At 58.2% G+C, this 13,888-nt stretch carries 11 protein-coding genes and 1 pseudogene; 6 read left to right on the top strand and 6 right to left on the bottom strand.

Going from position 1 to position 13,888, the window contains the following annotated elements; genetic code table 11:
- The first annotated feature begins 42 nt into the window (after positions 1 to 42).
- The gene (locus tag RT657_RS05220; protein WP_313652920.1) at positions 43 to 393 is read left to right on the top strand and encodes a helix-turn-helix transcriptional regulator; all 351 of its coding nucleotides are present in this window, start codon (positions 43 to 45) and stop codon (positions 391 to 393) included.
- A 103-nt stretch (positions 394 to 496) separates the two neighbouring features.
- On the opposite strand, the pseudogene miaE reads toward RT657_RS05220, so the two are convergent.
- A pseudogene (miaE, locus tag RT657_RS05215) lies at positions 497 to 630 on the bottom strand (tRNA isopentenyl-2-thiomethyl-A-37 hydroxylase MiaE); the annotation flags it as partial.
- A gap of 55 nt (positions 631 to 685) precedes the next feature.
- Positions 686 to 1,108, bottom strand: coding sequence for a ribonuclease E inhibitor RraB (gene rraB / locus RT657_RS05210; RefSeq protein WP_313652919.1), 423 nt, complete (start codon positions 1,106 to 1,108; stop codon positions 686 to 688).
- A 161-nt stretch (positions 1,109 to 1,269) separates the two neighbouring features.
- On the opposite strand from rraB, the gene argF reads away from it, so the two are divergent.
- The 4 genes from argF (at position 1,270) to ridA (ending at position 4,463) form a co-directional block, all read left to right on the top strand.
- Positions 1,270 to 2,277 (top strand): ornithine carbamoyltransferase, encoded by a 1,008-nt coding sequence (argF, locus tag RT657_RS05205; RefSeq protein WP_313652918.1) that lies wholly within the window; start codon positions 1,270 to 1,272, stop codon positions 2,275 to 2,277.
- A gap of 315 nt (positions 2,278 to 2,592) precedes the next feature.
- Entirely contained in the window at positions 2,593 to 3,528 is a 936-nt protein-coding gene (gene pyrB / locus RT657_RS05200; protein ID WP_313652917.1) for an aspartate carbamoyltransferase, read from the top strand.
- Between the two features lie 11 nt (positions 3,529 to 3,539).
- Positions 3,540 to 4,004: an aspartate carbamoyltransferase regulatory subunit gene (gene pyrI, locus RT657_RS05195; RefSeq protein ID WP_010251684.1), complete on the top strand. Its 465-nt coding sequence runs from the start codon at positions 3,540 to 3,542 to the stop codon at positions 4,002 to 4,004.
- 72 nt (positions 4,005 to 4,076) lie between these two features.
- The gene (gene ridA / locus RT657_RS05190) at positions 4,077 to 4,463 is read left to right on the top strand and encodes a 2-iminobutanoate/2-iminopropanoate deaminase (RefSeq protein ID WP_313652916.1); all 387 of its coding nucleotides are present in this window, start codon (positions 4,077 to 4,079) and stop codon (positions 4,461 to 4,463) included.
- Positions 4,464 to 4,509: 46 nt separating this feature from the next.
- Here ridA and lplT read toward each other — a convergent pair whose 3' ends face one another.
- From lplT to RT657_RS05170, 4 genes are all read right to left on the bottom strand, one after another.
- Positions 4,510 to 5,700, bottom strand: coding sequence for a lysophospholipid transporter LplT (lplT, locus tag RT657_RS05185; protein WP_313652915.1), 1,191 nt, complete (start codon positions 5,698 to 5,700; stop codon positions 4,510 to 4,512).
- Entirely contained in the window at positions 5,697 to 7,847 is a 2,151-nt protein-coding gene (gene aas / locus RT657_RS05180) for a bifunctional acyl-ACP--phospholipid O-acyltransferase/long-chain-fatty-acid--ACP ligase (RefSeq protein WP_313652914.1), read from the bottom strand. The genes lplT and aas overlap by 4 nt, the downstream gene beginning before the upstream one ends.
- Before the next feature lie 496 nt (positions 7,848 to 8,343).
- Positions 8,344 to 10,083, bottom strand: coding sequence for a penicillin-binding transpeptidase domain-containing protein (locus tag RT657_RS05175; RefSeq protein WP_313652912.1), 1,740 nt, complete (start codon positions 10,081 to 10,083; stop codon positions 8,344 to 8,346).
- A gap of 278 nt (positions 10,084 to 10,361) precedes the next feature.
- On the bottom strand, positions 10,362 to 12,635 hold the full coding sequence (locus RT657_RS05170) for a molybdopterin guanine dinucleotide-containing S/N-oxide reductase (RefSeq protein ID WP_313652911.1): 2,274 nt from the start codon (positions 12,633 to 12,635) through the stop codon (positions 10,362 to 10,364).
- 190 nt (positions 12,636 to 12,825) lie between these two features.
- Here RT657_RS05170 and galR point away from each other — a divergent pair, with 190 nt between their 5' ends.
- Positions 12,826 to 13,827, top strand: a complete 1,002-nt coding sequence (gene galR, locus RT657_RS05165; protein WP_111138561.1) for an HTH-type transcriptional regulator GalR — start codon at positions 12,826 to 12,828, stop codon at positions 13,825 to 13,827.
- The last annotated feature ends 61 nt before the right edge of the window (positions 13,828 to 13,888 follow it).

Genomic DNA, 13,888 nt, shown 5'->3' with positions numbered 1-13,888 from the left:
CTGTTAGCTAACATTATCGTATACGTTAAACGAATACAAGACATGACGCAAAATTCTAACCTTAGCTTGTCCCCTGCTGTTGTTTTCGGATCGATTCTTTATACCTTGAGGTTAAAGAAGGGGTTCGATCAGCGAGCAATGGCCAAAAATCTTGAAATAACTCAGGCTACCTGGTCACGAATAGAAAACGGCCATGCCGTACCTAATCTTGATCAAATAATTACAAGCTGTGTATGTCTGGATTTTGAACTCGTCTTTGTTATAAAACTATATTCTGAAGCCAGCCTTCGACTGGCGAAAAATGGCTTTATTATTGATGTAAAAGCTAATGAAGTGGATTGCAATGATACTAAAAATCTGGTCAGAAAGATAATCTCTGACCTTGTAAATTAACGATAACTGAAAGCGTCATCAGCCAGCTTTAGCCCTAGAGCGTTAATTAAAAAATAAATTATTCCAAAATATTATTATCCGCATCAGATATGCCCATCACTGTTTGCAGCTCGCAGACCAGATGGTCGGTTAACAGCAGGGTCAGATTTTCCGGCTTGCGCGCCTCATCAATCCAGGCCTGGGGCGTGCGGCAGTGCAGAAACTGATAGATCGGTCAAGTAAAGGTGCGTAGTTCATGATGTCAAAAAGGCGTGGCTGAGGTGACAGGCGGAGAGAACTCCGCCCCGGCTACTTAGTGACGAACACCATTATCGTCTTCATCTTCAATGGTGTCGTCTTCGTCATCTTCATCTTCGGCATCGGGATCTTCGAAATAGGTCCCCCAGCCGTCGTAATCAACGTTGTACTTACCGATCAGATTCACCAGCTGCTCAACCTGCGCATCGATTAGTTCCGGTTTCAGCGCGGATTCGCTGATAATGTCGACGCACATCACGGTGGTGCCATCTTCCAGTTCCAGCTCTTCCGGCTCGGTCACTTCATAACCCAGCTTGAACGCATCAACAGCCGCTTTTTCCAGTGAGTCGAAGTTATTGCAGGAGAGATGGTGCTCGATGGTATAGAGCGCATCAGGATCGCTGCCATCTTCCAGCAGCTCTTCGATGATCTGCCGTGTCTCTTCCTGCTGCTCTTCCAGTAATGCTTCATATGCCATAACGATGTCCTCTCTGAGTTCGGCAATAAACAATTATTTTCCCACACTGCCTGTCGCGCCACTACACAAAACGAAAAGTTTATTCGCTCTCACACTTGAAAATGAATATTCATACGGTTAGATTGAATTTTAATTCACTTTAATGCTTACCGGAGTGTTGTATGAGTCAGCTGTATCAGCGTCATTTCCTCAGACTTCTGGATTTTACCCCCGCCGAAATTGAACACCTGCTTTCGCTTTCTGCTGAATTAAAACAGGCGAAAAAAAGCGCCAGCGAAGTGCAGTATCTGAAAGGCAAAAACATCGCGCTCATCTTCGAAAAAGACTCGACCCGTACCCGATGCTCTTTCGAAGTTGCCGCTTATGACCAGGGTGCAAACGTCACTTATCTTGGCCCGAGCGGCAGTCAGATCGGCCATAAAGAGTCGATGCGCGACACTGCCCGCGTACTGGGCCGGATGTACGATGGCATTCAGTATCGTGGCTATGGTCAGGCGCTGGTCGAAACGCTGGCGGAACATGCCGGTGTGCCGGTGTGGAACGGCCTGACCACCGAGTTTCATCCGACCCAGCTGCTGGCCGACCTGCTGACGATGCAGGAGCATCTGCCAGGTAAAAAACTCAGCGAGATGACGCTGGTCTATGTCGGTGATGCGCGTAACAACATGGGGAATACCATGCTGGAGGCTGCCGCCCAGGTTGGTCTGGATCTGCGTCTGGTGGCCCCGAAAAGCTGCTGGCCGGAGGATGAACTGGTGGCGCAGTGCCGTGAAGTGGCGCAGCAGACTGGCGGAAAAATTACCCTCACCGACGATATTGCTGATGGCGTGAAAGGCGCAGATTTCATCTACACCGATGTCTGGGTGTCGATGGGCGAAGCTAAGGAAGTCTGGGCCGAGCGGATTGCCCTGTTGCGTGACTATCAGGTCAACCGGGCGATGCTGGATCTGACCGGCAATCCGCAGGTGAAATTCCTGCACTGCCTGCCGGCTTTCCATGACGATCAGACCACGCTGGGCCAGCAGATGGCAGAACAGTACGATCTGCCCAACGGCATGGAAGTCAGCGATGAGGTCTTTGAGTCACCGCACAGCATCGTCTTCGATCAGGCCGAGAACCGCATGCACACCATCAAAGCGGTAATGGTGGCGACGCTGGGCCAGTACTGACAGGACGTCCCAGGGCGCTGTTCTCACCGGACAGCGCCTGCCCCAGCCGCCATGACCCGCGGCATGACCGCTTCCGCGCATGCGCCCGCGACAGGCCCGCAAACGTTTTCCTCTTGCTGCTCTGTGGCGAACGGGTATAATGCGGCCCAATTTGCCGGAGGAAATATGCGACAGCACAGCGGACAATTTGATGCTCAATCACGCCTGACCGCAGGCGGTGCTGCTGTTTCTTTCGGTCATCGACCCGATCTTAAAAAAGCCCCTTAAGCAGGGGCTTTTTTTTGCCCGCAATCCGGCCGCGCAGAGGAGACAGCTATGGCTAACCCGCTATATCGCAAGCACATTATTTCAATCAACGACCTCAGTCGCGAAGAGCTGGAACTGGCGCTGCAGACCGCGGCGCAGCTGAAAGCCAATCCGCAGCCGGAACTGCTGAAGCACAAGGTGGTCGCCAGCTGCTTCTTTGAGGCATCGACGCGTACCCGCCTGTCGTTTGAAACCGCGATCCATCGCCTCGGCGCGTCGGCGGTTGGCTTTGCCGATGGCAGCAATACCTCACTGGGCAAGAAAGGGGAAACCCTGGCCGACACCATTTCAGTCATCAGCACCTATGTTGATGCGATTGTCATGCGTCATCCGCAGGAAGGCGCGGCCCGCCTGGCGACCGAATTCTCCGGCGGCATCCCCATCCTCAACGCGGGTGACGGAGCGAACCAGCATCCGACACAGACGCTGCTGGATCTCTTCACTATCCAGGAGACTCAGGGCCGTCTGAATCAGCTGAATGTGGCGATGGTCGGCGACCTGAAGTATGGCCGCACCGTCCACTCCCTGACGCAGGCGCTGGCGAAGTTTGAAGGCAACCGCTTCTTCTTTATTGCGCCCGATGCGCTGGCGATGCCTGCCTACATTACCGATATGCTGGATGAGAAGCAGATCCCCTGGTCACGCCACGACAGCTTCGAGGCGGTGATGCCGCAGCTCGACATCCTCTACATGACACGGGTACAGAAAGAGCGACTCGACCCGTCCGAGTATGCCAACGTCAAAGCGCAGTTCATTCTGCGCGCGGCCGATCTCGCGACCGCGCGCGACAACATGAAAGTGCTGCACCCGCTGCCGCGTATCGATGAGATCACTACCGATGTCGATAAGACCCCTTACGCCTGGTATTTCCAGCAGGCGGGTAACGGCATCTATGCCCGCCAGGCTCTGCTGGCACTGGTTTTAAACAGCGAACCCGCCCTGTAAGGAGAAACCCCATGACACAGGACAACAAATTGCAGGTCGAAGCGATTAAACGCGGCACGGTTATCGACCATATTCCGGCGCAGATCGGCTTTAAACTGCTCTCTCTGTTCCGGCTGACCGAAACAGACCAGCGCATTACCATTGGCCTGAACCTGCCATCCGGAGAAATGGGCCGCAAGGATCTGATCAAGATTGAGAACACCTTTCTCACTGACGATCAGGTAAATCAGCTGGCGGTCTATGCGCCTCATGCCACGGTCAACCGCATTGATGACTATGAAGTGGTGGCCAAGATCGCCCCGACGCTGCCGGACCACGTTGAGCGGGTGCTGACCTGCCCTAACAGCAACTGCATCAGCCGCAGCGAGCCGGTCTTCTCCAGCTTTGCCGTCAAGCAGCGCGCCGATGATGTGCACCTGAAGTGCAAATATTGCGAGAAAGAGTTCGCCCGTCACGTGGTGCTGGGTCACTGGTAATCGCCCTGCCCGACCTTATAATGGGCTGGAGCGGCGGCATCGCCGCCTGACGACATAATCAAAGGAGCCAGGATGTCTCGTGAAATCAGTACTGAAAAAGCCCCTGCCGCTATCGGTCCCTACGTTCAGGGTGTCGATCTGGGCAACATGATCATCACTTCGGGCCAGATCCCGGTCGATCCGGCGACCGGCCAGGTAGCCGATGACATCGCCGCCCAGGCGCGGCAGTCGCTGGAAAACGTGAAGGCGATTGTAGAAGCGGCGGGTCTGAAGGTGGGCGATATCGTGAAGACCACGGTTTTCGTCAAAGATTTAAATGACTTTGCTACGGTCAATGCGACCTATGAAGCGTTTTTCACCGAACATCAGGCCCACTTCCCGGCGCGTTCCTGCGTTGAAGTGGCGCGTCTGCCAAAAGATGTGAAGATCGAAATCGAAGCGATTGCCGTCCGTCGCTAAGCGTGTACGCCGCCTGCCGTGAACTCAGGCAGGCGGCGGTGACGTTTCACCGCCTGGCCGGTCGCCACAGCCACAGCAGCGCTATTGCCAGTGCAAACAGCACGCCGAAGCCAATGCCCGTCGCCACCGCAGGTGCACCCGCCCTGATCGCCAGCGTATAGAGTCCCAGCATGATCAGCATGGCGCTGTTCTCGCCCAGATTCTGCACCGCAATGGCATTACCTGAGCCAACACTCTCTTTGCCCCGCGCCTGCAGCAGCGCATTCAGCGGCACCACAAAGAAACCGCCCAGCGCCCCAATCAGCATCAGCACCAGATAAGCATTCAGCAAGGCGTGCTGCAGCGAGAAAACCACGACCATGACGCCAATCAGCACGCCGGCCGGCATACAGCGACGCACGGTCTCCAGCGTCACCAGCTTCGCCGCCGCCGCCGCGCCCATCACAATCCCGACCGCCACCATGGCATTCAGGGTCGTTGGCGTCGTGTTGTCAGTGATGCCCAGCGCCACCGGCACCCAGAGCACCAGCAGGAAACGCAGCGTCACGCCTGCGCCCCAGAACAGGCTGGTCCCCAGCAGCGAGAAGCGCGTCTCTGCATCACGCCACAGCAGCATGACGGCACCGAAGAAGCGGCGCACCATCATGCCTGGCTGCCAGTTCTGACCGGGACGAGCCGCCGCAAGCTTCGGGATAAACAGGTTGGCAATGACAGCGATGCCGTAAGTCAGCGCACAGATCCCCAGCGCCGCCAGAATGTGCCAGTCGGCCAGCATCCCGCCCGCCACCGAGCCGAGCAGGATGGCGGCGATGGTTGACGCTTCCATCAGCCCGTTAGCTTTCACCAGCTTGTCGCCGTGTGTGATTTCCCCCAGGATGCCATATTTGGCCGGTGAGTAGGCCGCAGCCCCCGCGCCCACCAGGGTATAGCCGACGAAGGGATTGAAGCCGAAGCAGATCACCAGCGCACCCAGCAGCTTCAGGCTGTTGGCGAGCATCATCACCCGCCCTTTTGCCATGCTGTCCGCCACCTGGCCGACAAACGGCGCCAGCAGAATATAGGCGGCGACAAACAGCATCTGTAATACCGGCTGGCTCCAGTCGGGATAGAACTGGCTTTTCAGCACCGCCAGCGTGGCAAACAGCAGCGCGTTATCGCCAAAGGCCGAAAAAAACTGGGCGATAATCACGGCGACCATGCCGCGCGACATCAGCGGCGCATGACGATCCAGACTCATCCTTTCTCCTCTTCCGCCATTTTCTTCAGCGTGACATAGTCAGGTTTGCCGCTGCCAAGCACTGGCAGCTGTTTCACCGCCCGGATGTCGCGCGGCAACGCCAGCTCCGGTGCGCCCAGTTCACGGGCCGCTTTCTGCAGGCTGTCGCGCGCCAGCTCAGCATCGGTGGTGAACAGCACCAGCGCCTCACCGCGCTGACCATCCGGACGTAGCGAGGCGGCATGCTGCCTGTCCGGCGACGCTTTGAGGGCGATCTGCTCGACGATCTCCAGCGACACCATCTCTCCGGCGATCTTGGCAAAGCGTTTGGCCCGCCCCTGAATCTGGCAGAACCCGCCCTCGTCAAAGCTGACGATATCGCCGGTGTCATACCAGCCCGCTTCCATATTGCCTTCGCCATCGTCGGCGAACGGCGTTTCCAGCACGCCCGGATTCTCAACCCGCAGATAGCCCTTCATCACGTTGGGGCCGCGCAGTTGCAGCCGTCCGCCCTGCTCGATGCCGGGCACCGACATCAGCCGGGAATCCATGCCGGGCAGAATCCGTCCCACGGTGTGCGCCTTTGTGGCCATCGGCACGTTGATCGCCACCACGGGCGCGCATTCGGTCACGCCGTAGCCTTCCAGTATGCGGATGCCATACTTCTCCATGTAAGTCTGGCGGATCTGCTCCTGCAGTTTTTCCGCTCCCGCAACCACGTAGCGCAGACGGGCAAAGTCATAAGGTGCGGCAAAGCGTGCGTAGTTACCCAGGAAGGTGGAGGTGCCAAACAGCACGGTGCAGTTACGGTCATACACCAGCTCCGGCACGATGCGATAATGCAGCGGACTGGGATAGAGAAAGACCTGCGCACCGGTCATCAGCGGCGTAAAGAGCCCCACGGTAAGGCCAAATGCATGGAACAGCGGCAGCGCCGACATAAAGCGGTCACGCGGGGTGAAGTCTGCTACGGTACGGATCTGCTCGACGTTGGCCAGCAGGCTTTTATGCGAGTGCACCACCCCTTTGGGATTGCCTTCCGAGCCGGAGGTAAAGAGCACCATCGCGGCATCTTCCGGCTGCTGGGGCAGCTGCGCACGGCGCGGCATCAGCAGATGAGCGAGGATCCACAGCTTGTCCTTACCGGTAACGGTCTCTTTCAGATCTTCCAGATAGATCCACTGCACCTCGTTCAGGCCCTGCGGCAGGTGCCACAGATTGCCCTTATCCAGAAACTGGCGCGAGGTGAAGACTGTGTTAATCTGCGCGGCGGTGAGCGCCGCCCGCATACCGTTAACGCCCGCAGTGTAATTGAGCATCGCTGGCACGCGCCCGCGCAGCGTGGCACCGAAAATCGCCGCCGCCGTGACGGTGGTATTGGGCAGCAGCAGTCCCACGACTTCACGCGGCTGGCTGTAGCGTTCCAGAATACGCCCCACGCCCAGCGACTTCTTTAGCAGGCCGTTATAGCTGTCGGGTCTGAAATTCACATCTTCGATGCAGGGCTTAAACGCGCCATAACGCGTTCGTGCCGCCAGAAACGCCTCGAACAGGGTTTCACGCGGCCGCACCGCCATGCGCGCTTCCATCATGACATGGTGCAGGTGCTCACCGGCCAGCACACGCCGATCGCGTGCCCGTTTCGCCTCCGGCATCGGAATGCGGGTGGCGGGCAAAATAGTCAGGGTGATACGCGGGAACAGACGACGTTTAAACACGCCTGCCAGACGACCAAACGGCGTGAACTCTGCGCCTTCAATGCGCATCGGCACCACACTGGCACCGGAACGCGCCGCAACAAAGCCTGCGCCGCTGTAGATCTTCATCAGCGAGCCGGTCACCGTAATCCGGCCTTCCGGGAAAATCACCACCGGACGGCCGCTGTCGATCAACCTGACCAGCTGCTTCAGCGCCATCGGACGGGTCGGATCCAGCGGGACAAAGTCGATAAAAGGTTTCACCAGGCGCATAAACCAGCTTTCGCTGATGGTTGTATAGATAGCGAAGACCGGTTTGATCGGCAAAAAAAGCGCCAGCAATATGCCGTCGAGAAACGACACATGGTTCGGCGTGATCAATACCTTCTGTTTATTCAGTTCGGCGACATTGCCCCGCAGTTCGACCCGCCACAACAGGCGAAATATCAGGCGCAAAAGTGTGAAAACCATGCCGGCTCCTTAGCATCTTGAAAATAGCCCCTCACGATGCAGGATTTAACACGGTTCGACAACAGAATTATCGGCGACCAGAGAGCTTCCTCAAGGGGTTCGCCAGCCAGCGCAATCGCTGGCTCTTCTCCGCCGGAGGCGCTCTGCACTACCGGCCATCGCGACAGGCGAGCATTCAGAACCGGAAGAGACGGGATGACGTAACGCCACTGAAAGTGCGGTGGGAATACAATCCCGGCGCAACAGGAAGAATGCGGCCCGACGGTATTACGTTCAGCCTGCTGACAGGCAAAAAAAACCCACGCTTCTGCGTGGGTTGGTGTAATAACAGGGTTCTCACTGCCGAAGCGGTGTTGTTTTCACACCCATCAATACCTCTGGGACCCCTATCCTCGCACTGATTGACTGCGCGGAGACAGCAGGAAAACGCAACCGAATTCGGGGAAGTGCAACGAGGTGTGTATATCTCTCACACCGCGCTTACACTCTGATTTAACTAGGATTTATCCGAAGAGCTGGCTGCCGGTCTGGTATAGATGGCGTCCGGCGCAATGTTCATGTGTTTCAGTACCGGTCCCATGATATTGCCGAACACCGGCGCCGCAACCGAGCCACCAAAGTGATCGCCTGCAGTAGGATGGTTGATCATGACCACCAGCGCCACTTCCGGATGGCTGGCCGGGGCAAGACCTGCCGTATAGTTGACGTAGCCGCCATCATACTTGCCGCTGGCGCCCATCTTTTCCGCCGTACCGGTTTTGGTCGCCAGACGGTAGCCCGGCACGGCGGCTTTCAGCCCGGTTCCGCCCGGCAGGACGTCGCTCTCCAGCATGTGCACCACCTCTTTCACCGTTTCCGGATTAGCCACCTGCTTGCCCAGCACCGGTGGCGTCACGCGGGTGATCGACAACGGACGATAGATACCATAGGAACCGAGCGTGGCATATTCACGGGCGATCTGCAGCGGCGTGACGCGAAGACCATAGCCAAACGAGAAAGTGGCTCGTTCGATATCCGCCCAGCGGGCGCGATGCAGTGGAAAATAGCCGACGCTTTCGCCCGTCAATCCCAGGCCGGTCGGTTTGCCCAGCCCGAAAGCGTGATAGGTATTCACCAGCGCTTCAGCCGGCATCGCCAGCGCCATGTGCGAAACACCGATGTCACTCGATTTCTGCAGAATACCGGTCATGGTCAGGCGCGGCCAGTGGCCGACATCGCGGATCAGGTGGCCATTGACGCTGTAGGGCGTGGTGTCGATCACCGAGTCCGGACGCACCAGATGACGCTCCAGCGCCTCCATCACCACCAGCGGCTTAACGGTCGACCCCGGCTCATAGCTGTCGTTGATGGCGGCATTACGCATCTGCGCCGGGGTAGCCCCTTCATAGTTATTGGGGTTGAACGACGGATAGGAGGCCATCGCCAGAATCTCACCGGTGTCGATCTTCACCAGCACCGCGGCACCGGAGTCCGCCTTGTTAAGCAGCACGCCGTCGCGCAGTTTGCTGTAGAGCGTGTACTGGTCATATTTGTCGATACTGAGCTGAACGGTTGGCGGCTGGGTCGGCGGCTGATAGTTGATCATCGCGATGATGTTGCCTGCCGCATCCTGACGATAAACCTCTTTGCCCGGTTCACCCTGCAGCACCTTATCAAACCCTTTTTCCAGTCCGTTCAGGCCCACGTTATCTGCGCCGACGATGCCGATCAGCGGCGCAGAGGCTTCGCTCATCGGATAGAAACGGCTGTCGTCATAGACTTCGCTGATACCTTTGAGCTTCAGCTCTTTAATATCTTTGGCGATGCCCAGTTCGATTTTGCGTCCCAGATAGAGAAAGCGCCGCTTCGGGTTAGCCGTGATCTGCGCGGCCAGCTCTTCGGGACGGGTATTGAGCGCGGCGGCCAGATAGGCCCATTTGGCATTGGTAAAGTCGGGGTTGCTCTCCAGTACGCGTTGCGGATCGGCGATGACATCACGCGATGGCACACTGAGTGCCAGCGCTTCGCCGTTGCGATCCAGCAGGGTGCCGCGGCTGGTGGGCAGCGTTACGGTTCGCAGCGAACGCTGATCCGCCTCGTGCTCCAGCATCGGCTGGTTCAGAAACTGCAGGTCCGCGACGCGCGCCAGCAGTACGACCAGACAGGTCGTGACGCCAAGGCAGATCAGCCGAAAACGAAAAGGGTTAAAGGGCGCTTTTATCTGGTCTTTTCCCAGTAGTTTTTTAATCCGGGGCATGGCATTCCGCTGCGCAAAATAAAGAGAAAGGGCTGGTGCCAGCAGTTATAAAGAAAGCGCTGGCCGTATAACAGGAAAACTGTGTATCAGTTCGTTATCGGCCGCAGATAGCGGGTAAAAAAAAACCTGCGCATCCGCGCAGGTTGGTGTAATCAAGAAAATCTATTGATGTTCACCCATCAATACCTCTGGGACCCTGAATGTAGCAAGGGGGATCGATCGGCTGCTATCACTCAAACGCAACAGTTACCCGCAAAATGTAACCAGCCATGAGATCCTTACGCTAATGTGCAATCCTGATGTTTTTTAATTTCCACCAGGCAGCTCATGGCATTGGGTCCCTGCGTCAGCGACGAGGTGCCGATGTCGAGCGTCAGTACGTTCGGGTTACCCGCACGGTCCCAGGGTTGCCAGGCTTTGCCAAATCCCGGATCGAACCAGGCCCCGGTGGCGATAATCACCACGCCCTGCGTCACGCCGTCGGTGATCCGTACGCCTGCCAGCATCACGCCACGGGCGTTACTCACCTCGATCTCATCGCCCTCCGCCAGCCCGCGCGCCGCCGCATCCTGCGGATGCATATAGAGCGTTTCGTGGCCGGCAGTTTTATTGCCCTGCACCGTATCGGTGGCATCCAGCTGGCTATGCAGCCGGTCGGCAGGCTGAATCGAGATCATGTGCAGCGGATAGTCGCGGCTGACCGGCGAACCCAGCCACTCCTGCGGCTCACGCCACTCCGGATGCCCGGCGAAGTCATCCAGCTGATAGTCCGCGATGGTCTGGCTGAACAGCTCGATTTTGCCGCTGGCGGTCCGGATCGGATGCGTCAGGGGATCGGCCCGGAACGCTTCCATAAACTGATAAGGCTTGCCGCCTTCCGGGATTTCCACAAAGCCGCGCTGCCAGAACGCCTCAAATTCAGGGAAATCGATGCCTTTGCGCTGATGGGCGGTGGCGCACTGCTGATAGAGATGTTCAATCCACTGCATCTCATTGCGCCCTTCGGTGAACGTGTCGCGATAGCCGAGGCGTTCGGCCAGATCGGCAAAAATATCGAAGTCGTTGCGCGCCTGATGCTGCGGCTTAATCGCCTGATGCATCGCCAGCACAAAGCGATCCCGGGAGGAGCCACCGATATCGTTGCGCTCCAGCGTGGTCGTGGCCGGCAGCACAATGTCGGCCATCTGCGCCGCAGGTGTCCAGACGATATCCTGCACCACCACCGTGTCCGGCCGCTGCCAGCCTTCCACCAGCCGGTTCAGCTGCTGGTGATGGTGGAACGGATTACCACCTGCCCAGTGGACCAGATGAATGTCAGGATAGTGCTGCGTTTCGCCCTGGAAGCGGTAAGGCTGGCCGGGATTGAGCAGCATATCGCTAATCCTCGCAACCGGAATCGACAGCCCACAGGGATTCGGGCCGGTGCTCATCATCGGCGCAGGCCCCTCCTGACGCGGGTTGCCGACGCTGTTCATTGAACCGTGTCCAAAGGAGAATCCCGCGCCTGGCAGGCCAGGCTGACCGAGCATTGACGACAGCGCGATCATCATCCAGTAAGGCTGTTCGCCGCGATGGGCGCGCTGAACCGAATAGGAGCAGGTGATAAAGCTGCGCTTGCCGGTCAGCTGCTGCGCCAGCCGGACAATGCGGTCAGCCGGAATGCCGGTGATGCGGCTGGCCCAGCCCGCGGTTTTTACCACGCCATCGGTTTCGCCCAGCAGATAGGCGCGCAGCTGCGGCCAGCCGGTGCAGTGGCTGGCAAGAAACGCCTCGTCCACTGCGCCGCGCTGGGTGATCTCATGCCCCAGCGCCAGCATCAGCGCCACATCAGTGTTCGGGCGAATCGGGATCCACTCAGCGTTAACAAATTCCGGGCAGTCATCGCGCATCGGGCTGATGTTGATCACTGGCGTGCCTTTAGCGGCCAGCTGCATCAGCGCCGGTTTCAGGCTGTGCTGCCCGGCGCCACCCGATGCGACCTGGGCGTTTTTCAGCGCCAGTCCGCCGAAGGCGACAAAAATCTCGGCATGCTCCACCACCTGCGGCCATTCCGTGACGCGTCCGGTCAGCGGCATATAGGTGCCGATCACATAGGGCAGGAAAAACTGCGCGGCGCCCCAGCTGTAGTTGCCCTGCTGGTCAACGCCGCCGCCGCCCTGGAAGTAGAAGCGACGCACCAGGGTGCGGGCGTGATTAACGCGCCCCGCCGATGACCAGCCGTAAGAGCCGTTGAAGATGCCCGACGCGCCATAGCGCTCACGGACGCGGCGATTCTCGTCCGCCACCAGATCCAGCGCGGTTTCCCAGTCTACGGCGACAAAATCCTCCCGGCCGCGCAGCGTGCGATCACTTTTCTCGCGCGACTTCAGCCACGAGCGTCGCACCATCGGCTGGCGGATACGGCGGTCGGAATAGACCAGCTCAGGAATGGTGTGGATCATCGGTGACGGATCGGCATCGGCGAAGAAGGGTTCGCAGCCCGTCAGGCGATCGTTTTCAGTGACGGCGGTAAACGCCCCCCAGTGCGCCAGGTGTGGCACTTTGGTTTTCATTATGGTTTTTCACGGTTGCCAGGTGAGAGATTGAGCATAACATGGCGCGGCGCCTCAACAGAAGATGCGCAGGGACAGCCATTTTTCCCCCTTTTTGCGACGACGCTGACATTCTGTCGGGTTGATGTGTCCGCCCTTTTCCGTAACACTGATGCGATGTGTAAACGTTTTCCCCCAGGCAGGTCAACGCATGGCTACCATAAAGGATGTTGCGCGACTGGCTGGCGTTTCTGTCGCCACAGTCTCCCGTGTAATCAATAATTCTCCCAAAGCCAGCGACAGCTCCCGACAGGCCGTAGGTGAGGCAATGGAGCAGCTTCAGTACCACCCGAATGCCAACGCACGCGCGCTGGCGCAGCAATCGACCGAGACGCTCGGCCTGATTGTCGGTGACGTTTCCGATCCCTTTTTTGGCGCGATGGTGAAAGCGGTCGATGAGGTTGCCGGCGACACCGGTAATTTCTTACTGATTGGTAACGGTTACCATAATGAGCAAAAAGAGCGGCAGGCGATTGAACAGCTGATGCGGCATCGCTGCGCGGCGCTGGTGGTTCACGCCAAGAAAATTCCCGATGCGGAACTGGAAGTGCTGATGAAGCAGGTGCCGGGTATGGTGCTGCTGAACCGGCTGATTAAAGGCTTCGAAAAGCGCTGCATTGCCCTCGACGACCGCTATGGCGCCTGGCTGGCGACCCGCCATCTGATCCAGCTCGGCCATCAGAATATCGCTTTTATCTGCTCGACCCACACTATCTCCGACGCCGAAGATCGCCTGCAGGGCTATTATGACGCGCTGAAAGAGCACGGTCTGCCGTGCAGCGACCGGCTGGTTACCTGGGGTGAACCGGATGAAGTGGGCGGTGAGCAGGCGATGACCGAGCTGCTGGGGCGTGGCAGGAATTTTACCGCCGTGGCCTGTTACAACGACTCAATGGCGGCGGGTGCGCTGGCGGTACTGAGCGACAACGGCGTCCGTGTACCGGAAGAGATGTCGCTGATCGGCTTCGATGATGTGCTGGTCTCCCGCTATGTGCGACCACGCCTGACTACCGTCCGCTACCCGATTGTCACGATGGCGCAGCAGGCAGCGCAGCTGGCACTGGCGCTGGCCAACGATCTGCCGCTGCCGGAAGTGACCCACATGTTCAGCCCGACGCTGGTGCGCCGCCACTCCGTCAGCGGACCCGCCTGACACCATCGTGGCCGGTTCTGCCGGCCGCCGTGTAAGCCTCTCCTCCCCTTTCTTTGCGGCA

This window comes from Pantoea sp. (assembly GCF_032114055.1).
In the GTDB taxonomy this organism is placed as follows: Bacteria; Pseudomonadota; Gammaproteobacteria; order Enterobacterales; family Enterobacteriaceae; genus Pantoea.
Note: the sequence above shows the minus strand (reverse complement) of the source record. Positions and strands in the feature narration are given on the sequence as shown.